21 protein-coding genes are annotated in these 22412 nt (G+C 67.5%); 15 read left to right on the plus strand and 6 right to left on the minus strand.

Translation table 11 applies throughout. From position 1 onward, the window contains the following. Positions 1–14: 14 nt before the first annotated feature. From LOZ83_RS18770 to LOZ83_RS18800, 7 genes are all read left to right on the plus strand, one after another. Positions 15–641 carry a GDSL-type esterase/lipase family protein gene (locus LOZ83_RS18770; RefSeq protein ID WP_236792136.1) on the plus strand — a complete coding sequence of 209 codons (627 nt, stop codon included), beginning with the start codon at positions 15–17 and terminating at the stop codon, positions 639–641. Continuing rightward, the gene (locus tag LOZ83_RS18775; protein ID WP_236792137.1) at positions 638–1624 is read left to right on the plus strand and encodes a hypothetical protein; all 987 of its coding nucleotides are present in this window, start codon (positions 638–640) and stop codon (positions 1622–1624) included. Before LOZ83_RS18770 ends, LOZ83_RS18775 begins: the two co-directional genes overlap by 4 nt. Positions 1625–1775: 151 nt before the next feature. Beyond that, positions 1776–3056 carry a cytochrome P450 gene (locus tag LOZ83_RS18780; RefSeq protein ID WP_236792138.1) on the plus strand — a complete coding sequence of 427 codons (1281 nt, stop codon included), beginning with the start codon at positions 1776–1778 and terminating at the stop codon, positions 3054–3056. 27 nt (positions 3057–3083) lie between these two features. Beyond that, a complete protein-coding gene (locus tag LOZ83_RS18785; protein WP_236792139.1) occupies positions 3084–3278 on the plus strand; it encodes a ferredoxin in 195 nt (64 codons plus the stop codon). A 36-nt stretch (positions 3279–3314) separates the two neighbouring features. Beyond that, complete coding sequence (locus LOZ83_RS18790) at positions 3315–4079, plus strand: alpha/beta fold hydrolase (RefSeq protein WP_236792140.1); 765 nt, start codon at positions 3315–3317, stop codon at positions 4077–4079. A gap of 58 nt (positions 4080–4137) precedes the next feature. Continuing rightward, the gene (locus tag LOZ83_RS18795; RefSeq protein ID WP_236792141.1) at positions 4138–5397 is read left to right on the plus strand and encodes an NAD(P)/FAD-dependent oxidoreductase; all 1260 of its coding nucleotides are present in this window, start codon (positions 4138–4140) and stop codon (positions 5395–5397) included. A 117-nt stretch (positions 5398–5514) separates the two neighbouring features. Beyond that, complete coding sequence (locus LOZ83_RS18800; RefSeq protein ID WP_236792142.1) at positions 5515–6210, plus strand: GntR family transcriptional regulator; 696 nt, start codon at positions 5515–5517, stop codon at positions 6208–6210. A gap of 6 nt (positions 6211–6216) precedes the next feature. Here the strand turns inward: LOZ83_RS18800 and LOZ83_RS18805 are convergent, their stop codons facing one another. From LOZ83_RS18805 to LOZ83_RS18820, 4 genes are all read right to left on the minus strand, one after another. Then, on the minus strand, positions 6217–7482 hold the full coding sequence (locus tag LOZ83_RS18805; RefSeq protein ID WP_236792143.1) for a CaiB/BaiF CoA-transferase family protein: 1266 nt from the start codon (positions 7480–7482) through the stop codon (positions 6217–6219). Positions 7483–7523: 41 nt separating this feature from the next. After that, positions 7524–7991 (minus strand): thioesterase family protein, encoded by a 468-nt coding sequence (locus LOZ83_RS18810; protein ID WP_236792144.1) that lies wholly within the window; start codon positions 7989–7991, stop codon positions 7524–7526. Further along, positions 7988–9124, minus strand: a complete 1137-nt coding sequence (locus LOZ83_RS18815) for a zinc-binding dehydrogenase (RefSeq protein WP_236792145.1) — start codon at positions 9122–9124, stop codon at positions 7988–7990. Before LOZ83_RS18815 ends, LOZ83_RS18810 begins: the two co-directional genes overlap by 4 nt. 77 nt (positions 9125–9201) lie before the next feature. After that, positions 9202–10128: an amidohydrolase family protein gene (locus tag LOZ83_RS18820; protein ID WP_236792146.1), complete on the minus strand. Its 927-nt coding sequence runs from the start codon at positions 10126–10128 to the stop codon at positions 9202–9204. Between the two features lie 100 nt (positions 10129–10228). Between LOZ83_RS18820 and LOZ83_RS18825 the strand changes: the two genes are divergently transcribed. The 5 genes from LOZ83_RS18825 to fdhA all read left to right on the plus strand — a co-directional run bounded on the left by LOZ83_RS18825 (position 10229) and on the right by fdhA (position 15952). Further along, a complete protein-coding gene (locus tag LOZ83_RS18825) occupies positions 10229–11167 on the plus strand; it encodes a LysR family transcriptional regulator (RefSeq protein ID WP_236792147.1) in 939 nt (312 codons plus the stop codon). 87 nt (positions 11168–11254) lie between these two features. Next, positions 11255–12745 carry an aldehyde dehydrogenase gene (locus LOZ83_RS18830; protein WP_236792148.1) on the plus strand — a complete coding sequence of 497 codons (1491 nt, stop codon included), beginning with the start codon at positions 11255–11257 and terminating at the stop codon, positions 12743–12745. 57 nt (positions 12746–12802) lie between these two features. Beyond that, a complete protein-coding gene (locus LOZ83_RS18835; protein ID WP_236792149.1) occupies positions 12803–14296 on the plus strand; it encodes a CoA-acylating methylmalonate-semialdehyde dehydrogenase in 1494 nt (497 codons plus the stop codon). A 22-nt stretch (positions 14297–14318) separates the two neighbouring features. Next, the gene (locus LOZ83_RS18840) at positions 14319–14699 is read left to right on the plus strand and encodes a carboxymuconolactone decarboxylase family protein (protein ID WP_236792150.1); all 381 of its coding nucleotides are present in this window, start codon (positions 14319–14321) and stop codon (positions 14697–14699) included. Positions 14700–14731: 32 nt separating this feature from the next. Beyond that, on the plus strand, positions 14732–15952 hold the full coding sequence (gene fdhA, locus LOZ83_RS18845) for a formaldehyde dehydrogenase, glutathione-independent (protein WP_236792151.1): 1221 nt from the start codon (positions 14732–14734) through the stop codon (positions 15950–15952). On the opposite strand, the gene LOZ83_RS18850 is transcribed toward fdhA, so the two are convergent. After that, positions 15924–16814, minus strand: a complete 891-nt coding sequence (locus LOZ83_RS18850) for a helix-turn-helix transcriptional regulator (protein WP_236792152.1) — start codon at positions 16812–16814, stop codon at positions 15924–15926. The two genes, fdhA and LOZ83_RS18850, sit on opposite strands and share 29 nt — an antisense overlap. Positions 16815–16872: 58 nt before the next feature. Between LOZ83_RS18850 and LOZ83_RS18855 the strand changes: the two genes are divergently transcribed. Then, positions 16873–18294: an MFS transporter gene (locus LOZ83_RS18855; RefSeq protein WP_236792153.1), complete on the plus strand. Its 1422-nt coding sequence runs from the start codon at positions 16873–16875 to the stop codon at positions 18292–18294. A 7-nt stretch (positions 18295–18301) separates the two neighbouring features. Here LOZ83_RS18855 and LOZ83_RS18860 read toward each other — a convergent pair whose 3' ends face one another. After that, positions 18302–19447: an acyl-CoA dehydrogenase family protein gene (locus LOZ83_RS18860; protein ID WP_236792154.1), complete on the minus strand. Its 1146-nt coding sequence runs from the start codon at positions 19445–19447 to the stop codon at positions 18302–18304. 181 nt (positions 19448–19628) lie between these two features. Between LOZ83_RS18860 and LOZ83_RS18865 the strand changes: the two genes are divergently transcribed. After that, complete coding sequence (locus LOZ83_RS18865; RefSeq protein ID WP_236792155.1) at positions 19629–20495, plus strand: SDR family NAD(P)-dependent oxidoreductase; 867 nt, start codon at positions 19629–19631, stop codon at positions 20493–20495. 148 nt (positions 20496–20643) lie between these two features. Continuing rightward, on the plus strand, positions 20644–22398 hold the full coding sequence (locus tag LOZ83_RS18870; RefSeq protein ID WP_236792156.1) for a sigma-54-dependent Fis family transcriptional regulator: 1755 nt from the start codon (positions 20644–20646) through the stop codon (positions 22396–22398). The last annotated feature ends 14 nt before the right edge of the window (positions 22399–22412 follow it).

Below are 22412 nucleotides of genomic sequence, written 5' to 3' on the forward strand. Positions count from 1 at the left end.
GGAGACAGGCGAGCGTGACCCACCGCGACGTCCGGATCTGCGTCTTCGGCGACTCGTTCACGGTCGGGGTCGGCGATCCGGCCGGCCTCGGCTGGGTCGGCCGCCTCGCCCGGCAAACCCGGGACGACGTACTGCTCACCACTTACAACCTCGGCGTGCGTGGAGACACCTCAATGCACCTGGTAACCCGTTTCGACGGCGAATTGACGCGGCGCCTTCGCACGGACGTCGAGACGAGAGTGGTCGTGTCGTTCGGAGTCAACGACACGTTGCTTCACGACGGCGCACCCACTGTGAGCACGGATGAGTCTTGCGCCGGTCTCGAAGCCTTGATCGACACGACGGCGCGTCGCCGGCTTCCGTTGCTGGTCGTCGGACCCACACCGGTCGCCGACGAGGACCACAACGCTCGAATAGCACACTTGAGCGCCCGGCTCGACGAGGTCTGTCGCCGGCTTGCGACGCCGTTCGTCGACGCCTACGCGACCTTGATCGGCTCGGCCGCCTGGATGACCGAGGTGCGCCGCGGCGACGGCGCCCATCCGAACGCGTCCGGCTACCAGGAACTGGCCGATCTGCTACTCCCCGGCTGGTCCCGGTTGCAGGACTCATTTTTCCCGGAAAAAGGCAGGAATCGATGACGGAACCACACCTGCACGCAGGCGGGCACACGTTCACCTGGCAGGAGGGCTGGGCCAAGCCACCCGACGGCCCGCTCGGCGACGTGGGCTGGGCACACCACGCCCTTGTCGTGACCGGAGACGGCCGCGTGATCGGTGCGCAGTCCGGAGGGGCCGCCGTGTGCTTCTATGCCCTCGACGGTCAATTGCTCGGCTCGTGGGAGTCCGGGCTCACCGAGATCCACGGCATGGCGCTCGACGGCGACCGGCTCTGGATCGCGGACCCGGCACTCAAGGCGGTGCCCGACGGCGCCGGTGGCTACGAGGCGGCCACACCGGGCGCGCACGGTCTCGTCGCGTGCTTCGACCTCGACGGCCGGCGCCTGCGTGATCTGCCACTTCCCGATCACCCCGCGTACGCGGAGAACCGGTACCAGCCGACGGCGGTCGTTGTCGCCGACGACGGCGCGATCTGGGTTGCCGATGGTTATGGGCAAAGCCTTGTGCACCGGTACTCGCCCGATGGCACGCTCACCCTCACGTTGACCGGCGAAGAGGGCGTCGGCCGTTTCGACTGCCCGCACGCGCTGTTCGTGGACCATCGCACCGACGTGCCGCGGCTGTACGTCGCCGACCGGACGAACGCCCGGCTGCAGGTTTTCGGCTTGGACGGCGCGTTCCTGCATTCGGTGACGGACGGCCTCAATTCGCCGAGTGCGATGGTCACCTACCACTCGCAACTGGTCGTCGCGGAACTGCAGGCGCGGCTGGCCGTGTTCGACATCGACGATCGTTTGGTGGGCCATCTGGGGGAGGACGACGCGGCGGCGGACCGGCCGGGCTGGCCCAATGCCGTCGCGGCCGACGGATCCATCGTGCGCCCCCCGGGACTGCGTCCCGGTGAGTTCAACAGCCCGCACGGGCTGGCCGTGGACGCACGCGGCGATCTTTACGTGGCGGAATGGCTCGTCGGCGGGCGCATGGTGCGCCTGCGCCGAGACTGACACCCGCCGAGCCCGCTAATGAGTTACAGCAGCGTGTGTTGACAGTCACAAGTTGTGTATGCATTATTGGATGCTACGGACGTGGGCGTCTCATGTGTGCAGGCAGAGACGCCACCAAATGAGGAGCACAGCGTTGACGACCATGAATGTGATGACGTTTGCCAGTGGTACCCCCGACCGGCCCTACGACCCGGTCGATCTCTCGTCGACGGCGTTCTGGTCCACCACGATGGACGAGCGGGAGCGCGCGTTTTCGCAGTTGCGGAAGCGGGGCACGCTGACCTGGCACCGTCCACTCGAGGACCAGGTGTACGAGGTTCCGGACGACTACGGGTTCTGGGCGGCCACCACCTACGACGACGTCGTCGAGATCACCAAGCGCAGCGGTGACTTCATTTCCGAGGCCGGGATCCTGCTGGAGAACCTGACTCCGGAGATCCTGGAGATCTCCACGTCCATCATCCAGATGGACCCGCCGCGGCACACCAGCATGCGGCGCCTGGTTTCCGCCGCCTTCACGCCCAAGCAGATCAAGCGCATCAACGACCGGATCACGGCCAACGCCAGGACGGTCGTCGACAACCTGCTCGCCAAGATCGACGAGGGTGGCGGGAGCGCGGACTTCGTGGCCGAATGTGCCCAGCTGCTGCCGATGCACAACATCAACGACATGATGGGCGTCCCCGACGGTCTGCGGCAGCAGGTCACCGCCGAACTGAACATCGCGAATGGCTGGGGCGACTCGGAACTGGCCGGGATGACCAAGGACCAGGTCGTCGACCGCATTTACCAGGCGGTGAGGCACGTCAATGACGTCGCGGTGTCGCTGGCCGCCGAACGGCGTGACGACCCGCAGAACGACCTGATCACCGCGCTGGCACAGGCCGAGATCGACGGTGAAAGGCTCACCGACAAGGAAATCGGGTCGTTCTTCCTGCTGATGGTCAGCGCCGGCAACGACACCACCCGTCAGTCCACCAGCCATGGCCTGCGGGCATTGACCACGCACCCAGAACAGCGGGAGTGGTTGCTCGAAGACCTCGAGGGCCGCATTTCGACCGCGGTCGAGGAGTTCGTGCGCTGGGCCACGCCCATCATGACCTTCCGCCGTACCGCGGCACGCGACATCGACTTCAAGGGCGCGCAGATCCGCCAGGGCGACAAGGTCGTCATGTTCTACAGCTCGGCCAATCGCGACGAAACCCGCATCGACCGCCCGCACGAGTTCGACCTTTCCCGCCATCCCAACCCGCACATCAGCTTCGGCGGGGGAGGGATCCACCACTGCCTGGGCAACCAGCTGGCCCGCTTCCAGCTTCGCGCCCTGTTCACGGAGCTACTGACCCGGGCTCCGCAGCTCAAGGCCGGCGACCCCGAACTGCAGCCGGGCACGTTCTTCCACGTCGTCAAGTCCATGCCGGTGTACCTCTGAGGCTCCGCGAAGGAAAGGAAAAGCGTCATGCGCATCGAACTCGACGAAGGCAAATGCTGTGGGCTGGGCATGTGCGAAGCGGAAGCCCCGGACCTGTTCGAGGTGCAGGACGACGGGTCTCTCGCCGTCCTCAATGCGCGGCCAGGGCCGGAGCAGCTCGAGCGTGCCCGCGCCGCCTGTTCGGCCTGCCCGGCCGGGGCATTGCAGCTGGTCGAGGCCTAGCCGGGACCACCGAACCAGCATCCGGAGCGAGAACGCATGCACTCTGTCGTGACCGGACCGGTCGCCTCACACGGGACCCTGCTGCTGCACGGAGCGGGAGGCGCCCCGGCGGCGAACTTCCCGTTCCAGGCCGAGCTACCGGGCCGGGTGGTCGCCCCCTATTACCCCGGCACGGGGCCGGTGCCCGTCGCGCCGTCCGTTGACGTCGACAGCCTTGTCGCGAATGCTTTGAGCGCGGCCGACGACGCGGGACTGGCGACGGTCGACGTGGTCGGCTACTCGCTCGGCGCGGCCGTTGCCGTGCGGCTCGCCGCCCGCCGTCCGGACCGCGTCCGGCGCCTGGTGCTCGCCACCGGGTTCGCGCAGGCGAGTCCCTCGCTGCGGATGGCCTGCGCCACTTGGCTTTCCTTGCTGGAGCGCGCCGGCGACGTGGAGCAGGCACGGGCCGTCGGCCGGTTCCTTGCTTGGGTTTCCTCGAGTGAGCAGCACTGGCAACGGGCCGGCCTGGATCCGGACGAGGTGGCGTCGTTGATCGCCGCGGACATCCCGCCCGGGACGGCCGCGCTGGTGGACCTGATCCGCCGTCTCGACGTTCGTCCCGATCTCGGGCAGGTGCGGGCGCCGACCGTGATCATCGTGCCCACGGGGGACCGGCTCGTGCACCCCGCCCACGCCGAGCAGCTCGCGGCGGGCATCGCCGGGGCACGGCGGGTGGAGGTCCGCGCGGGTCACAATCTCGGCTGGGAAGCCCCGGACGAGTTCCGGACCGCCATCGCCGAGCACCTGGCCGGTACCGGGTGAGGCAGCGGATCTTCCCACTCGTGCTCGATCGGCAGGATCCGAAGGGATTGTCTTGGTTATGAACGACCTGGTTGTGGTCGGCGCGTCGCTGGCGGGCCTGCGGGCCGTCGAAGCCGCCCGCGCGGCGGGTTTCGGCGGCAGGATCACGTTGATCGGCGCCGAACCGCATCTTCCTTATGACCGGCCACCGCTGTCCAAGCAGTTTTTGGACGAGGTGGCCGCGGGTGCCGACGAACCGAGCACCGTCTTTCACGACGAGGCCCATTTCGTCGACGAGCTGGGGGTGACCCTGAGGCTGGGCGAGGCCGCCACGGCGCTGGACCCGGCCGGCCGGCGTGTCATCCTCGGCGCCGATACGGTCCCGTATGACGCCGTCGTGATCGCGACCGGCGCGCACGCTCGAACGCTGCCGGCAGGCCGTGGGCTGGCCGGTGTCCACGCGCTGCGCACCGTCGACGACGCGCACTCCGTCCGGCGGGCGATGGACACCGCCGAGCGCGTGGTCGTCATCGGCGCCGGGTTCATCGGCTCGGAGGTCGCCGCCTCGGCCCGCAAGCGGGGGCTACCGGTGACCATCGTCGAAGCCCTGGCCACCCCGCTGGTGCGTGCGGTCGGTCCCGAACTCGGCCTCGCGATCGCTCAGCTGCATGCCAAGCACGGCACCGACCTGCGCTGCGGTGCCGGTGTCGAGCGCCTGCTCGGCGAGGAGAAAGTGACCGGCGTGCGGCTCACCGACGGCACCGAACTGCCGGCGGACCTGGTCGTCGTCGGTGTCGGCGCGGACCCGGCGACCGGCTGGCTCGAGGGTGCGGGACTGACCCTGGACAACGGCGTCGTGTGCGACGAGTACCTGTGTGCCGCGCCGGGCGTCTACGCGGCCGGCGACGTCGCGAGGTGGCACAACCCGCTCTTCGGCCGGCTGCAAAGGCTCGAGCATTGGACGAGCGCCGCCGGCCAGGGCGAAGCCGCGGCCCGGAACGCGCTCGATCCGGAGAATGCGAAGCCCTATTTGACGGTGCCGTACTTCTGGTCCGACTGGTACGACAGCAAGATCCAGTTCGTGGGCATTCCCGACGCGGACGAGACCCGGGTGGTCGACGGGGACGTCACCGCTGACCGCCGGTGGATCGCGCTCTACCGTCAGGGCGACCGGATCGTGGGCGCACTGGCGGTCAACGGCCAGGCCGACATCATGAAGTACCGCAGGCTGATCAGTGAGCGCGCGAGCTGGCAGGACGGTCTGGACCTCGCCGAACGGCGCAGGCGATCGCTCGCGGCCAAGTCGGCGGAAGCGGTGGGGTCCGCCACGCGTTCGTGACACCATCGCGTCGACCGCCGTACCTCGAAGGCCTTCCGTCACCGCGAATGCAATAATCGTGACGCGCACGGGCCGCATCAGGGAGACTGCGGCGCAGGTCGACAGGTGAGGTTAGTGATGAACAGCCCGAACAAGGGAACCGCTGAAACGGCCGGATCCGGCGTCGACAAGAGTCTCGAGCAGATCCGGTCGATGGTTATCTCGGGTGAGCTATTGCCGGGCGAAAAGGTCCAGCAGTCCGCGCTGGCGGAACGTCTCGGTGTCAGCCGCATTCCCGTGCGCGAGGCCTTGTCCAAGTTGCATTCCGAAGGCGTCCTCGATCACCGGCCCAATACCGGTTATACGGTGGCGCGCTTCAACAGCGAGGACCTCTCCGAGATCTACCTGATGCGGCGGCTGCTGGAGACGGTGCTGCTCAAGTCCGCGGATCTGGCCCAGGTCGACCTGCGCACGCTGCAGGATCTGCACAAGAAGATGATGACCGCGGCCAAGAACCACAACCCCGACGAGTTCCAGCACTGGAACAAGAAGTTCCACTTCGAGATCTTCACCGCCTCGCCGCTGCAGGTCGTGCTGCAGGAACTGGAGCGACTCTGGTACATGTCGGGTTTCTATCGATCGATGTACCTCTACGAACCGGAGACCACGTCGATCACGATTCAGGAGCACCAGGGGATCATCGAAGCCGTCAAGGCCGGTGACGTCAAAGCCCTGATCAAAAGGAGCGACGCACACCGGTCACGGGCCGAACGCATCGTCGTGCAACGGCTCGGACGCAGCCGGACGCCGCACAACCGAGCGCGCCAGGCCTGAGCCGAATCACGAGGTCGACGACCCCGCCACCTGTGCCCTCGCGCGGATGACCGGATCGGCGGCTTCGATTTCGGTCAGCTCGTCGATCACATCCTCGGTGTCCTGCCCGATCAGCGGTGCCGGGCGCGGCTCGGCGAAATCGCCGGCGCCGAACCGTGCCATCGCCGGAATGACCCGGTAGGTGCCCGCGACGGGATGCGTGGCGGTCGGGAGTTCGTCGACCAGATCTTGGAGCGTGAGCACCCGCGTCGCCGGAATACCGATATCGCGGCAGTATTCAAGCCATTCATCCGTCGTCCTGAGCGGAGCGATCTTGCGGATGTCCCGGTAGAGCGAGTCGGAGTTGCGTAACGCGGCACGCTGGTCGACGTACCGCTTGTCGTTGTCGTCGCGAATGCCGACCTCGGTGAAGATCGCTTGATAATGCTTCGGCAGGTACGGAAAGAGATGAATCTGCCCGTCCTTGGTCTTGTGCGGCCGCCTTTCCGGGGACAGGACCCGCGGGTAGCCCGCGGCCGGGAGCCCGTCGTAGCTCACGGGCGGCACGCTGATCGCGCCCGACCCGTGCTCGGTCAGCATGAAGGCCGAGGTGGCCTCCTGCATGGCGACTTCGATGTGCTCGCCTTCGCCGGTGCGGGCATGACGCACGAGTGCGGCGGTGACGGCCTGCGCGATGACGAGCCCGCACACCTTGTCGGCGAAGATGGTGGGCATGAGCGCCGGTCGTCCCCAGACGCGTTCGATCATGTCGGAGACGCCGCTGGCCGCCTGGATGATGTCGTCGTAGGCCGGTTCGGTGGCGCGGTCACTGGCCAGCGGAAAGCCCTGTGCCTGGCAGTACACGAGGTCGGGCTTGAGTTCCGCCAGGGTGTCGTAGTCGATCTTCAGCCGGGTGAGCACCTGCGGGCGCATGGTCGTCACCACCACGTCACAGGTCCTCACGAGCCGGTGGATCAGGTCAAGGCCTTGGGGGGACTTGAGATCGAGGTCGACCGACCGCTTGTTGCGGAGCAGGTTGAGTGAGATCCCGGAGAGTTCGCTGTGCGGCCCTGGGCCCATGACACGGCTGGTATCGCCGCCCTGGGCTTCGACGAGGATGACGTCGGCACCCTGATCGGCCAGTATCTGCGTGCTCAGCGGTCCCATGACGACCCGTGTCAGGTCGAGGACTCGGACACCACTGAGCGGTCCGGTTGGCATCGCACTCGATCCCTTCGTCAGGAATGATCCCAATTTCAGATACACTAACGTATACGCGGGTGGATGCACCATGGTTTGCGCGGACGCTCGTCGTAGCGCTTCCCGGTTACCCGCTAGGAAAGATGCCGCTGCAGGGCATCGGAGACGACGTCAGGAATGGCGGTCGGCCGGCGTGTGACGGCATCGACGTACACGTGCACGAACCTGCCGAGCGCGCGCGGGCCGGATTCGATTTCGCCGGTCTCGTCCTGCACGAAAGCGGCGACCTGGTAGACGACGCTGCTGTTTCCCCGGTGGGCGAGGCGGATGCCGATGTGCACCTGGTCGGGAAAACTGATCTGGGCGAGGAATCGGCACGAGCTTTCGACGACGACTCCGATCGCGGGCAGCAGACGCGTGTCCGTACCCGTCGCTTTGATCAGCCAGCCGTTGACCGCCGAATCGAAAAGGCTGTAATAGACGACGTTGTTGAGATGCCCGTACACGTCGTTGTCGGCCCAGCGGGTCGGAGTGGGGTACAGAATAGGGAAAGCATCCCGGGTCGGAATGTCGTCCGGGCGCGGGTCCCGCACCGAGGTCATCGACCGCTCCACTCGGGCTTCAGTGTTTGACGCAATGCCGTGCCATCGGCGAGGGCCTCGAACGCCTCGTTGATCATCGACAGGGGAAGTTCGGCGCTCTTGAGACGATCGACCGGTAACCGGCCGGCGCGCCAGAGCGAGATCATGGCCGGAATGTCGCGCTGTGGCTGGGCCGAACCCATGTACGAGCCGAGGATGCGCCGGTTGGTGGCCACGATGCTCAACGCCGGCATCGTGAACGTCGCGTCCGGGTGTGGAAGGCCGACCGCCACGGTCGCGCCGCCGCGTCCGGTCGCCGCGTAGGCCGCTTCGAGGACCTTGGCCGATCCCGCCACCTCGAATGCCCAGTCGACACCGCCATCGGCGTACCGGGCAAGGTACGCGGCGGCGTCCTCGGGAGCGCAGGCGTGCGTGGCGCCCAGTTCGAGCGCGAGGGTCTGCTTCGCGGGAATCGGGTCGATGGCGATGAGGGGGTTGGCGCCCGCCGCGGCGGCCGACATGACCGCGGCCTGCCCCACGCCGCCGAGTCCGAAGACGGCGACGGAGTCGCCGGGGCCCACCGACGCCGTGTGTGTCACCGCGCCGAACCCGGTGAGCATCGCGCAACCGAAGAGCGCCGCGATGTCGTCGGGTACGTCGTTGCCGACGACCACCGCCGAGTTGCGGTCGACGACGGCGTGCGACGCGAACGCCGAGACGCCCAGGTGGTGCCGGATGGACGACTCGTCCGGCGCGCGGAGCCTCGAGCCGCCCCGCAACAGTGTGCCTTCACCATTCGCCGCGGCCGCTGCCGTGCACAGCGCTGGACTGCCCGCGTTGCAAAACTGGCAGACGCCGCATGAGGGCACGTAGACGAGAACGACTTTGTCACCGACTTTCACGTCGTGCACACCGGTCCCGATGTCCACGACCGTGCCGGCGGCTTCGTGTCCCAGCAACATGGGCAGCGGCCGGGGGCGGTTGCCGTCGATCACCGACAGATCGGAGTGGCACACCCCCGCGGCGCCGATGCGGACGAGCAGCTCACCGGGCTGGGGAGGATCGAGCGACACGCTTTCCAGGGACAGCGGACGGCTGGCAGTGTAGGGACGGGTCGCGGGTGCCTCGCGGAGGACGGCGCCGATCGCTTCCAAGTGACTCTCCTCGGCCGACGGATACTGCCTGGGTCGCGCACGAGCGGCGCAACTTTGCATACATGATTGTACGCATATCAGGTCAGCCCGGCACGGACCGCGTTGCCCCCGAGGATCGCCCGCCGCTCGTTCTCCCGCAGCGTACTGGTGCGGATGTCGTCGACCGCCCTGGCCAGCCGTCCGCGTTGCGGATAGTCCGAGCCGAGCATGATCTTCTCGGCCGTCACGGTTTCGACCGCACACCTGAGCGCGGGCGGGTGGAACGAGCAGGTGTCGAGCAGGCAGCGCTCCCGCAGGTAGTACGCGCAGTCTTCGCGTGCTTGCCCGGTCCCGCTGAGATCGATCAGCCGCTGTGCGACATAAGGCAGGACACCACCGAGATGCGGTACGACGAGAGTCAGGTCCGGCACTCGGTCGAGCAGGCCCGACAGCATCATCCGGGCGACGACGGCCGATGACTCCAGCATCATCGCCAGGCTGCCGCCGAGGGTGAACCCGTCGAAGATCGCGTGGTGGGCGAGGTCGCCGAACTGTGGATGCACCTGCAGCGGCAGGCCGTAGGAGGCGATCGCCTGATGCACCGGTTCCGCCGCATCGAGGGCCGGGCCGGTCGTGTTGGCGAAGGCCACCACGCCGCGGACAAGTGGGTGGTCGCGCACGCGTTCGAGTTCGGTGACGCACGCTTGCGGATCCGGGTCCCCGAACGGGAGACAGACCATCGCCCGGAACCGATCAGGGCGGCGATCGGCGCCGGCCAGCAGCTCGTCATTGGCGCGACTGAGGAGTTCCCGGTAACGAGGCAGGTCGTCGCCAGGATCCAGGAGCGGTCCGGGCGGTGGCATGGAAAGCACGGCGACGTCGACACCGGCACGGTCCAGCTCGCCGACGCGGTCGTCGAGCGTGGTGACCTCGCCGCCCAGGTAACCGTGGACTTCCGGGCGCTCCGCGACCGCCGCGGCGAGCATCGTGGGCGGCGCGTAGTGCTGGTGGGTGTCTACGATCATGCATACCTCCGCGTCTCAGGTCGGAGTGTGCAGGACCGCGTCGCGCTGCGGTACGCCAAACCCCGAAGGTAGCCTATAGACGCGATCTATAGGAGGATCGATGACGGACCCGGGACCGCTGCGCAACCTCAATCTCAACCTCATGTCCCATTTGGACGCGCTGCTGACCTTTCGCAGTGTCTCCAAGGCCGCGGACCATCTCGGGCTCAGCCAGCCCACGGTGTCTTCGGCGCTGCAGCGACTCCGGCGTCACTTCAAGGACGAACTCATCGTCCGGGACGGCCCGAGACCCGAGCTGACACCGTTGGCGGCCGAGTTGCTACCGCTGGCGACCGCGGCCCTGGGCGCCGCGGAACGGCTCTTCACGAGTACCACGATTTTCGACCCCCGGACTTCCACCCGCGAGTTCCGGCTTGTCGGTGGCGACTACTGGGTCGCCTCCGTGGGGGCCGCGTTCGCGGCGTCCGTCGCCGCCTCCGGCTCGCGCGTCCGGATCCGGTTCGGCAAACTCGGCTCCGGCCAGGCTGGCCGGATTCTCGACGTGCTGCGCACGGTGGACGGCATCCTGGCGCCGCATGGCGACTTCCGGGACCTGCCGCACGTGGACCTGTGCTCGGCGGAGTGGGTCTGCCTCGTCGACTCCGCCAATGCGCGGGTGGGTGACGAACTCACCCGCGCCGATCTCGCTTCGCTGCCGTGGGTCGCCGTCACCGGCGATTCCGGGCCGAACGCGCCGTTGTGGGAACCCCTTGCGCTGCGGCGGCTCCGGCAGGCCGGGATCGAGCCGAACATCGCGGTCGTCGTCGACTCCTATCTTGCCGTGCCGTGGTTCGTCGAAGGCACGGACCGGATCGCCATCGTCCACAAAGGAATGCTCGAGCGCTTCGGCGAGCGCAGGCGCCTGCGCGTTATGCGCTGCCCAGTCGACCTGGACCCGCTGCTGCTGGCGTTGTGGTGGCATCCCCAGTTCGGCGAAGACGGCGGCCATCGCTGGCTGCGTACCGAACTGCGCTCCGTCGCCGAGGGATTGCCGGTATAGATCGCGCCTAAGTGGACCATCGGCCGTTCGCCGTTCCGGTGCGGCACCGGCTGGGGACACGCTGGGGCCGACACCAAAGGAGGCGCCATGACCGCAACCCCGACCCGGCAGCTGATCCGAGTGCGCTGGTCGTCGACCAACGACGAGGACGCTTTCGACGTCCAGAACCCGGCGACGGGCGAGACGATCGCCGTCGTCCAGGGCGCGGGCCCCGGCGAGGTCGACGCGGCGGTGCGGGCGGCGCACGCCGGCCACCTGAAGTGGAAGGAGCGCCCGCCGCTCGAACGCGGCCGCTACCTGCATCGCATCGCCCAGGTCGTGCGAGAGCACGCTGACGAAATCGCGGCACTGGAAACGAGCGACAACGGCAAGCCGACGACGCAGGCGCGCAGCTTCGATCTCGAAGCCGCGTCCGGGCTCTTCGAGATGTATGCGGGCATGATGGCGGCGCATCCGAGCGCGGCCACCAACAATGGACCGCTGCTCGACATCACCACGCTCGAGCCGTACGGGGTGATCGGCGCCATCGTGCCGTTCAACTGGCCGCCGAACCACACCGCCGGCAAGATCGCGCCGGCGCTCGCGATGGGCAACGGCGTCGTCCTCAAACCGCCGGAGCAGGCGCCGCTGTCGGTGCTGCGCATGGTCGAACTCATCCAGGAGGTCCTGCCCGACGACGTCGTGCAGGTCGTTCCCGGCCGCGGACCGGTCGGCGCCGCGGTGGCGCGCCACCCGCTGGTCCGGAAGATCTCGTTCACCGGGTCGCCCGAGACGGCCACCGCCGTGCTGAAGACCGCCGCGGACAATCTGACCCCGGCGCTGCTCGAACTGGGCGGCAAGAACCCGTTCGTCGTGTTCGACGACGTCGATCTGGACGAGGTCGTGCCGTGGATGGTGGAGGCGGCTTTCTTCAACCAGGGGGAGGCCTGCACGGCGGCCTCCCGTCTGCTGGTGCACGCGAGCATCTACGACGAGGTGGCGCGGCGGCTGGGGGCGGCGGTCTCCCGCCTGCGTGTGGGTGACGGCGCGAGCCCGGACACCCACGTCGGGCCGATGGTCACCGAAGCCCAGCGGAAGCGGGTACTGAACTACCTCGACATCGGGGTGGCCGAAGGGGCCGTCATCGCGGCACAGGCCGGCCTGCCCGATGACCCGCGCCTGTCCGGCGGCTACTTCGTGCGCCCGACCCTGCTCACCGGGGTCACCCCGGACATGCGGGTGGCGCAGGAGGAGATCTTCGGGCCGGTCACGGCCATGATCCGGTTCGAAGACGAGGCCGAGGCGATCAGCATCGCCAACGGCACCGCGTTCGGTCTGGTGGCGAGTGTCTTCAGTCGCGACAACGGGCGCGCGATGCGGGTCAGCAACGCCATGCGCTGCGGGATCGTGTACGTCAACCACTACAACCGCAAGTCGGTCGGAGTTCCCTTCGGTGGCGTCGGCGCGAGTGGGTACGGCCGGGAACACGCCCTGGAGACCTTGGGGGAGTTCGGGTTCAGCAAGAGCCTGCGCATCCCGAACGGGCTCGGTGAAATCCCTTCCTGGCCGCCGTCGCACGAGGTCGTCGCTGAGTCCTGATTGCCGTCCGGCCAGAACGTATACTAAGATGGATACACCCGACGCGAAGGAGCGGTTGTGCCGACCATCAAACATTGGATCGCAGGCGAGACCGTCGCCGGCGAATCCGACCGGCGGGCCCCGGTCTTCGACCCCGCCACCGGCCGGCAGCAGGCGGAGGTCCTGCTCGCGTCCACTGTGGACGTGGACGCCGCCGTCTCGGCCGCCACACAGGCCTTCGAATCGTGGTCGCAGACTTCGCTCAGCCGGCGGTCCCGGATCTTGTTCTCCTTCCGCGAATTGCTGGCGCAGAAAGCCGGTGAGTTGGCGGCGGTGATCACGAGCGAGCACGGCAAGGTGCTCAGTGACGCGCTCGGTGAGGTGCAGCGCGGCCAGGAGGTCGTCGAGTTCGCCTGTGGGATCCCCGCATTGCTGAAGGGGGAGTACTCCGACCAGGTGTCGACGAACGTCGATGTGTTCTCCTATCGGGAACCGCTGGGTGTCGTCGCGGGCATCACGCCCTTCAACTTCCCGGCGATGGTGCCGATGTGGATGTTCCCGATCGCCATCGCCTGCGGGAACACCTTCATCCTCAAGCCGAGCGAGCGTGACCCGTCCGTATCGATGATGATCGCCGAGCTCTGGAAGCGGGCCGGGCTGCCGGACGGCGTCTTCAATGTCGTTCACGGCGACAAGGAAGCGGTCGACGCGATCCTCGATTCGCCGGGCATCGCCGCCGTCTCGTTCGTGGGGTCGACTCCCATCGCCAAGTACATTCACGAGCGGGCCTCCGCCACCGGAAAGCGCGTGCAGGCGCTCGGGGGCGCCAAGAACCACGCCGTCGTCCTGCCGGATGCCGATCCCGAGTTCGTCTCCGATCACCTGTCCGCCGCGGCGTTCGGTTCCGCGGGCGAGCGGTGCATGGCCATCTCCGCGGCGGTGACGGTGGGCAGTTCCGCGGACCGGGTACTCGACAGCCTGAGCCGGAAAGCGCGCGAAGTTCGTGTGGGTGCCGGCAGTGACACCGGCAGCGACATGGGACCTGTCGTCACTCGCGCGGCCCAGCAACGGATCCTGGGTCTCATCGATCGCGGCGAGGAGCAGGGCGCCAAGGTCGTTGTGGACGGACGAGGCCTGAGCGTGGCCGGGTATCCCGAGGGTTTCTGGGTCGGCCCGACCGTTCTCGACGGTGTGACCACCGGAATGGACGTCTACCGCGAAGAGATCTTCGGGCCGGTGCTGTCCGTCGTCCGGGCCGAATCGCTGGACGAGGCCATCGCTCTCGTCAACAGCAATCCCTATGGCAACGGAACAGCCATCTTCACCTCGAACGGCGCGGCCGCGCGGCGCTTCCAGCGTGGCGTTCGCGTCGGCATGATCGGCGTCAACGTCCCCGTTCCGGTGCCCATGGCGTACTACTCCTTCGGCGGCTGGAAGGACTCCCTGTTCGGGGACAAGCACGTCCACGGCCCCGAGGGCGTGAGCTTCTACACGCGCGCCAAGGTCGTCACGGCACGGTGGGAGAGCACCGGCACCACGGAGGCGAGCTTCGCCTTCCCCACGAGCAGCTAATCAACGAGAAAGTGCGGCGACTGTGGACGAACTGCTGAGACGGCGCACGAAGGAAACGGCGCACACGCTTTTCCACACCTTGCGGAATGGCGTCGGGTTCGAGACCTGGAAGCGTTTCGACAAGGACCTGGCGCGCGAGCTGAGCATGTTCTTCACCGGCAAGCTCTACAGCCGGAACGTCATCTCGCAGAAGGAACGCGAGATGTGTGCGGTCGCCTCGCTCACGGTGCTCAATCGCCGGAACGAGTTGCGTGCGCATGTCCACGCGGCGCTGAACGTGGGCGCCACCCGGCAGGAGGTGGCCGAGGTGATCTTTCAGCAGGTGACCTATGGCGGGATGCCGGTGGTCGTGGAGGCGCTCGAAGTGCTGAAGGCCGTGCTGGACGAGTGCGGTGACTGGTAGGCCGTTGTCGGAGAGCGAATAGGAGTGCGCGCATGACCAAGAACAGGGCAGTGGCCTACCAGGGTCCCGGAGTCGTGGAAGTGGTCGACACGGAGTTTCCGGCGTTCGAACTCAAGGACGGGCCCGGGGTCAATCCCGCCAATATCGGGCGCAAGGTCAACCACGGCGTCATTCTCAAGACGGTCGCCACCAACATCTGCGGCTCGGACCAGCACATGGTGCGCGGGCGCACGACCGCCCCGGTCGGCCTGGTGCTCGGGCACGAGATCACCGGCGAGGTGGTCGAGGTCGGTCCCGATGTCGAGTTCCTCGCTGTGGGGGACATCGTGTCGGTCCCGTTCAACATCGCGTGCGGGCGCTGCCGCAACTGCAAGGAGGGCAAGACCGGGATCTGCCTCAACGTCAACCCGGACCGGCCCGGCAGTGCCTACGGCTACGTCGACATGGGCGGCTGGGTCGGCGGCCAGGCGGAGTATGTTCTCGTGCCGTACGCGGATTGGAACGCCCCGAAGTTCCCCGACCGCGATCAGGCATTGGAGAAGATCCTCGATCTGACAATGCTTTCGGACATCTTCCCGACCGGCTTCCACGGCGCGGTGACTGCCGGTGTGGGTGTCGGGTCCACTGTGTACGTCGCGGGAGCCGGCCCGGTCGGTTTGGCCGCGGCCGCCTCCGCCCAGTTGCTCGGTGCCGCCGTGGTGATCGTCGGGGACCTCAACGAGGACCGGCTCGGGCAGGCCCGCAGCTTCGGTTGTGAGACCATCGACGTCGGTGCCGGTTCTGTTCCCGATCAGCTCGAAGCGCTATTGGGAGTGCCTCATGTCGACGCGGGAATCGACGCGGTCGGTTTCGAAGCGCGGAGCCAGGGACACGGCGCCGGCGCCGTAGAGGCTCCCGCCACCGTCCTCAATGCACTGATGGCGGCCACCGCGGCCGGTGGCGCCATTGGCATCCCGGGTCTCTACGTCACCGACGATCCCGGTGCCGTCGACGAGGCGGCCAGGGCCGGCGCCCTCTCGCTCAGCCTCGGCACCGGCTGGGCGAAGTCACTGTCCTTCACCACCGGGCAATGCCCGGTCATGAAGTACAACCGGCAGCTCATGATGGCCATCCTGCACGACAAGGTGGAGATCGCGAAGGCGGTCAACGCCAAGCCGATCCCGCTGGAAGACGCGCCGCGCGGATACGCGGAGTTCGACGCCGGTGCCGCCACCAAGTACGTGCTCAATCCCAACGGGTATCTGCCGCTCTGACCGAACTCGCGGGCCGTTCAGCGGCGATCATCGAGCCGAGCAGATCGAGCGCGTGTGCCGACGGCGAACCCGGCTCCGCGGTGTAGGTGACCAGCATCTGACCGGGCGAAGCCGGTGTCGTCCACGCGACATAGGTGAGATCGATGTCGCCGAGTTCGGGATGCCGCATGAGGTTGAGACCACTGGACTTCTCGAAGACGTGGTGCTCCGCCCAGAGCCGGCGGAACGTCTCACTGCGCACGGCCAGTTCCCCCACCAGCGCGGTCAGCGCGGGGTTGTCCGGGTCCTCGCCCGCGGTCATCCGCAGGATGCCGACGGTCCCGCGCGCGGACTCCTCCCAGTCGCGATGACGGGCCGCGAGTTCTTCGTCCAGGAACAGCAACCAGGCGTTGTTGCGTTCGTGATCAGGCCGGGCGGCGAAATCCGTGAACAACCCGCAAGCCAGGTCGTTCCAGCCGATGACCTGCATCGTGCGCGTCATGACGAGCGCGGGCACAGTGAGGGTTTCGAGCAGGTTCCGGGCCGGTTCGGACACCCGTTCCTCCACCACGCGGCGCCGCGCACGGCGTCGCGGATGAGCCAAGTGGTACAGGTGCTGCCGCTGGGTGTCGTCGAGCTGCAGGACGCGGGCGATCCCTTCGAGCATCGACTCCGACGGCCGTCCCCCTCGGCCCTGCTCGAGCCGCACGTAGTAGTCGGTGGACAGCCCGACCAGCGCGGCGACCTCCTCGCGGCGCAGCCCGGGAACGCGCTGGCGGCCGGTGTCGGGCAGTCCCGCGGCGGCCGGCGAGACAGCGGCTCGCCGCGCCTGCAGGAACTCGCCCAGCTCGGACTTGGATTCCGTCGGTTCGGACTTGCTCATGTATCCATAGTGCCGCGAAAACGTCGATCGAGGGTGGGCCTGTGAGTACCCAGGTTGTGTGAACACCTTGATCGCCGCTGGTATGTGTATACTAATCTGTACTCAAAATGCGAGGTCATGGAGACACATGAAGACGCCGGTGATGACCGCTCGTCAACGAGTGATCGGCGTACTTCTCCTCGGCGCCAGCTTCATGTTGTCCGTCGACTTCTCGATCTTGAATATCGCCTTGCCCGTGGTGGGGCACGCCGTGGGTCTGGGCATCCACGATTTGTCGTGGGTGTCGACGGCGTTCGCGCTTCCCGCGGCGGGGCTCGCTTTGCTGTTCGGGCGTCTCGGTGATCTGTTCGGTCGCAAAGGAATGTTCCTGACAGGCCTTGCGATTCTGGCCGTGGCGTCCCTGCTGGGCGGTATTGCGACCAATCCGGTTCTGCTCCTGGGGGCTCGCGCCCTGCAGGGAGTCGCCGCGGCGGCGACGGCGCCGGCCGCCCTGTCGCTGCTGATCACGAGCTTCACGGACAAGCGCCTGCGGGCACGAATGCTGGGCCTCAACGGCGCGCTGCTGTCCGGCGGCTTCACGGTGGGCGCGCTCGCCGGCGGCCTGCTGGTGGGAACGTTGAGCTGGCGCTGGGCCTTCCTGATCAACGTCCCCGTTGCCATCGCGATTCTCGTGGTGGCCCCGTTCGTGGTGCCGGCAAGCCGGGCGCCCGAAGGTGTACGGCTCGACGTCGCCGGTGCCGCCTCCGTGACAGCTGGGCTCTTCGCTGTCGTCTTCGGTATCACGGAGCGTTCTCTGCCCTCGCTCGCGGCCGGGATCGTTCTGCTGATTGCCTTCTTCTGGATCGAGCGGCGCGTCAAGGCACCGTTGGTCGCGCTCGATCTGCTGGCACGACGGTCGGTCAGATGGGGCAACCTCGCGGTGCTGACGATCTTCTCCATGGAAGCCGGCCTGATCTTCCTGATGACGCTGTACTTGCAGGACGTTCTCCACTTCGGCGCGCTCACGACGGGCCTCGTCTTCGGCGTCCCCGGTCTCGCCTCGATCGGGGCCGGCATCCTGGCCGGACGGATCGTCGGCAAGCGCGGTGCGCGACGAGTGCTGCTGACGGCACTGGCGGTCCAGGGTGGGTTCACCGCGCCGCTCGTCCTGCTCGGCCACGCGTCGGGGTCGTTGTGGCTGCTGATCCCGGCCCTGTTCGCCGGGTTCTTCGGGCACATCACGTCTGTCGTCGCCGCGACCGTGACGGCCACGTCCGACGTGCCGGATTCCGACGCGGGTCTGGCCGCCGGCCTGGTGACCGTGAGCCAGCGAGTCGCGACCGCGCTGGGTGTGCCCGTGCTCGGTGGGGTGATGGCCATCCGGAGCGATCTTCTCGACGGCATCCACCTTTCCGTTGTCGTGGATGCCTTGCTGACGCTGGCGGTCATCGTCATCGTGGGTGCCGGCCTCAAGAAGGCTTCGCCCGACAGTCCACAATAGAGCGTGCTCAGGTGCCGTGGGCGAGATGGCGCGCGATCACCAGGCGCTGGATCTGGTTGGTACCTTCGAGAATCTGGAGCGCCTTGGCCTCGCGCATCTGACGCTCGACCGGGGAGTCCTTTGTGTAGCCGAAACCACCGTGCACCTGCACGGCGTCGGTCGTCACCTTCATGGCCGCGTCGGTCGCCAGTAGCTTCGCGATCGCCGCCTGCTGAGAGAACGGCAGGCCGCGATCGCGACGCCGGGCCGCGTCGAGCATCGCTCCGCGAGCGCCGGCGACCGCGGCCGCCATGTCCGCAACGAGAAAGCCGAGGCCCTGGTGTTCGATGATCGGCTTGCCGAAGGTTTCCCGTTCTGTCGCATAGGCCACCGAGTGGTCCAGGGCCGCCTGCGCGAGCCCCACGGCAACGGCGGCGATGCCCAGGCGGCCGCTGTCCAATGCCTCCAGCGCGATCTGCAGTCCTCGGCCTTCTCCACCGACCAGCCGCTCGGACTCGAGCCCGACCGCGTGGAAGTCGACCGTCGTGGTGGTCGAGCCGGACAAGCCCATCTTGCGCTCCGGCGGTTGAACGACGAGGCCTGGCGAGTCGGCAGCGACCAGGAAGCAGGAGATGCCGTGCGAACGGTCATCCGAGGTGCGCGCGAACACGGTGTAGAAGTCCGCCTCGCCGCCATGGGTCACCCACGCCTTGCTGCCGGTGAGCTCGAACCCGTCCTCGGTGCGGCGGGCCCACGACCGCATCGCGGCCGGGTCGGAGCCGGCGTGTTTCTCGGAGAGGCAGTAACCCCCGAGTTGCCCGCCCGACAGCATGCCGCCGAGCCAGCGTCCGGACTGGGCGGGCGTCCCCCAGGTGGCCAGCGGATAGCATGATGCGATGTGGACACTGAGCCCTAGACCGACGCTGGCCCAAGGTCCACTGATCTCCTCTAGTGCCTGCAGATAGACCTCGTAGGGCTGGCCCGCTCCGCCGACCTCCCTGGGGTACGGCATGCCCAGGAAACCGAGTTCGCCCAGCCGTCCGAAGACATCCCGGAGCGACTCGGATTCGGACTCCTTCGCGGCCCGTGCGCGCAACTCCTCTTGGGCGAATCCGCGAGCCCGGTCCACGATCGTTTCGGCTTCGGGCGTCGGCAGAAGTCTCTTTGCTGGCACGGAAACGATGCTAGTGGCAGTGCGCGAAACAATCGCCGATCGCACCGATTCTGTCCAAGTTTGAGACACACGATCCTTCCGCGTCGCACCTATCATCCTCAGCACGGTCAATGAAGTGGAGCAAGGTATTCGACGCAGAGAGGCGGCGGGTATGGCGGGTCAGCTAGCAGGAAAGGTTGCCGTGATCACGGGCACCGGAAGGGGCATCGCGCGGAATGTCGCCCTTAGGTACGCCAGTGAGGGCGCCAAGATCATTGGTTGCGATCTCAACGAGGAGACAGCCGCGGAGACGGTCGAACTGGTCCGTAAGGCCGGGGGAGAGATGGAGGCGCTGTACCCGCTCGATCTGACGGTCGAGGAAAACGCGCACCGGCTCGCCGAATTCGCCGCCGAGACCTATGGCGGGATCGACATCCTCTACAACAGCGCCGCGCAGTTCCGGATCGGGACGATCGAGGACATGTCGCTCGAGGACTGGAAGTTCTCCCAGGACAATGTGCTCACGCTCCATTTCCTGGTCACCAAGCACGTGATTCCGCACATGCGCCGGCGTGGCGGTGGCTCGATCGTATTCGTCGGTTCGACGACCGGCATTCTCGGCGCGGGTTATCCCGGCAATCTGAGCTTTCTCCTGTCGTACTGCTGCGCGAAGGCCGCGATCCTGCGCATGACGGTCATCCTCGCCAACGAACTGTCCGAGATCGGCGTCCGGGTCAATTCGGTCACCCCCGGCGCGGTCGGCACCGAAGCCGGGCTGGTGTTCTACGGCGAACCCGGCACGGAGAGCCGCCGCGTCTCGGAACTCGGCACGCTGGTGCCGAGGCTGGGCGAACCGGACGACATCGCCAATGCGGCGCTCTTCCTCGCGTCGGACCAGGCGTCCTGGGTGACCGGTCAGAACCTCGTCGTCGACGGCGGTTTGGTGGCCTCCGGCGGGATGGGCCCGGCCACGGCGGAGAACAAGGCGGCGATGGCGCCGATCATCAAGCAGTTCTCGGTGGTCGACGACCAATGGAAGACGAGCGGCGAGCCGAAGCCGCGCGTCTGACCTCCCCGGGAAGCGCTCACCCAGAGTGACGTGTGCCGCTCTGGGTGAGCGGGCTCGTGGGCCTTGACCTGGAGCGGACGCGCGTGCTTATGTCGCGGAGTGTTCGTGACCTGAGACAGGCCAACGAAGGTCTGCGGGGTGGTGGATGATGGCAAGAGCAGCGACGCAACAACGAGCGATCGAGCTGGCGCGCAGGCGTTTCCTCGCCGGCGAAAACGCGGACGGCAGCGTCCGGGACACGATCTTGCGCTCGTGGACGCGCTGTGTGGCTGCCGGCGTCAACCCGACCGGACCGATGGAGCTGCCGCATCGCGGCGCCGTGGACCCGGACAGCGCGCTCCTGCGAGCGGTACGCAGCGTGGTCGAGCCGATCTTCGCCGAGATGCGGACCGACGCCGTCGCGGTGCTCGTGAGCGATGCGCAGGGCCGGCTGCTGGGACGCTGGGCGAGTGCGCGGCGCCTGCTCGGGGCGCTCGACAGTGTGGCCGCGGCACCTGGCTATGACTGCGGCGAGCAACTCGCGGGGACCACGGCGCTCGGCACCGTCCTGGAGGAGCAACATCCCGTCGCCGTCCGGGGAGCGGAACACTTTTCCGAGGTCTACCGTGAGCTCTCCGCGTTCGGGGCGCCGATCATCCATCCCGTCTCCGGCACCTTGGAAGGCGCGATCGACTTCGTCTCGTCCACGAACGAGGCGTCCGAGTTGATGATGCCGCTCGCCATCCGCGCGGCCGGTGAGATCGGGACGCACCTGCTCTCCGGCTATGCCGCCGCTGACCGGGCGCTGCTCGACGGCTATCTCCGCGCGGACCGGCGCGGCTACCGGCGCCCGATCATCGCCGTGAACGATCGTGTACTGATCGCGAACCCGCTGGCGACCGACCTCCTCGCCGGGGTCGACCGGCAGCTGCTGCAGGAGAAGATCGAACGTGCCATGGCGGACGGCCGGCGGAAGGTCGTGCTGTGCGACGGTGAGCCGCCGGTCTACGCGACCATCCAGAAGATCGAGACCGCCGACAGTGTGGCGGGAGCTGTTGTCCAGCTACGCAAGGCGGAAGACGAGCCGTCGCGACGGTCACCCCGGCCGGCCGAGTCGCGGATGTCGGCAACGCTGCCCGGGAAAAGCGTGGTGTGGCGGCGATTCGTGCAGGAAGCCGCACACGCGGCCGAATCCCGGCAACACACGCTACTCGTCGGCGAGTCGGGGTCGGGAAAACTCACCAGTGCGCGACGGCTCTGCTCGGTGGCGAACGGCAATCCACCTCCGGCACTCGACGTCGCCGAGGCCATCCGCCGGTCGCCGAGGTCATGGCTCACCGAACTCGCCGAACGGGCCTCGAACGGCTCTGCGCCTCTGGTGCTGACCCATCTGGACAGAGTCGACGAGCGCGCGCTCGCCGCGCTCTGCTCCTATTTGGACGATCTCCGCGATCCGGCCTGGATCATCGGGACGTTCGGCATCGATGCCCGCCGTCCGTCTGCCCCTGCCTCGCTGACGGCCCGCTTTCCGCATGTCCTCCAGGTTCCTCCGCTGCGCGACCGGCCCGAGGACATCCCGGAACTCGTCGACACCATTGCGGCCGCCGGAAACCGTCGCGTCGACGAGGCCGTCAAGCGAACTCTGTCGTCGTTCGACTGGCCCGGAAACATCCGTCAACTCGAACGCATAGTCAAGGCGGCTTGCCGGGCCGGCGGTGGCGCCCCGGTCCGGCTCGATGATCTGCCTCTACAGTTCAGAACTCCCAAGCACAGGCGAACGTTGTCGAGGCTGGAGCAGGCGGAGCGGGACGCGGTCATCGCGGCCCTCCAGGCCACGAACGGCAACAAGAAGGCCGCCGCCGCCGATCTCGGGATCTCGCGGGCGACGCTCTACCGGCGTCTGGTCGTGCTGGATCTCGTGTAGCACCAGGCCCGATC

It is taken from the genome of Amycolatopsis sp. GM8 (genome assembly GCF_021653975.1).
GTDB lineage: Bacteria > Actinomycetota > Actinomycetes > Mycobacteriales > Pseudonocardiaceae > Amycolatopsis_E.

Bases quoted from the DNA above. Each gene is read 5' to 3' on its own strand.
- LOZ83_RS18775 (WP_236792137.1), top strand. From the start codon at position 638: ATGACGGAACCACACCTGCACGCAGGCGGGCACACGTTCACCTGGCAG.
- LOZ83_RS18780 (WP_236792138.1), top strand. From the start codon at position 1,776: ATGACGTTTGCCAGTGGTACCCCCGACCGGCCCTACGACCCGGTCGAT.
- LOZ83_RS18785 (WP_236792139.1), top strand. From the start codon at position 3,084: ATGCGCATCGAACTCGACGAAGGCAAATGCTGTGGGCTGGGCATGTGC.
- LOZ83_RS18790 (WP_236792140.1), top strand. From the start codon at position 3,315: ATGCACTCTGTCGTGACCGGACCGGTCGCCTCACACGGGACCCTGCTG.
- LOZ83_RS18795 (WP_236792141.1), top strand. From the start codon at position 4,138: ATGAACGACCTGGTTGTGGTCGGCGCGTCGCTGGCGGGCCTGCGGGCC.
- LOZ83_RS18800 (WP_236792142.1), top strand. From the start codon at position 5,515: ATGAACAGCCCGAACAAGGGAACCGCTGAAACGGCCGGATCCGGCGTC.
- LOZ83_RS18805 (WP_236792143.1), bottom strand. From the start codon at position 7,482: ATGGTGCATCCACCCGCGTATACGTTAGTGTATCTGAAATTGGGATCA.
- LOZ83_RS18810 (WP_236792144.1), bottom strand. From the start codon at position 7,991: ATGACCTCGGTGCGGGACCCGCGCCCGGACGACATTCCGACCCGGGAT.
- LOZ83_RS18820 (WP_236792146.1), bottom strand. From the start codon at position 10,128: ATGATCGTAGACACCCACCAGCACTACGCGCCGCCCACGATGCTCGCC.
- LOZ83_RS18825 (WP_236792147.1), top strand. From the start codon at position 10,229: ATGACGGACCCGGGACCGCTGCGCAACCTCAATCTCAACCTCATGTCC.
- LOZ83_RS18830 (WP_236792148.1), top strand. From the start codon at position 11,255: ATGACCGCAACCCCGACCCGGCAGCTGATCCGAGTGCGCTGGTCGTCG.
- fdhA (WP_236792151.1), top strand. From the start codon at position 14,732: ATGACCAAGAACAGGGCAGTGGCCTACCAGGGTCCCGGAGTCGTGGAA.
- LOZ83_RS18850 (WP_236792152.1), bottom strand. From the start codon at position 16,814: ATGAGCAAGTCCGAACCGACGGAATCCAAGTCCGAGCTGGGCGAGTTC.
- LOZ83_RS18870 (WP_236792156.1), top strand. From the start codon at position 20,644: ATGGCAAGAGCAGCGACGCAACAACGAGCGATCGAGCTGGCGCGCAGG.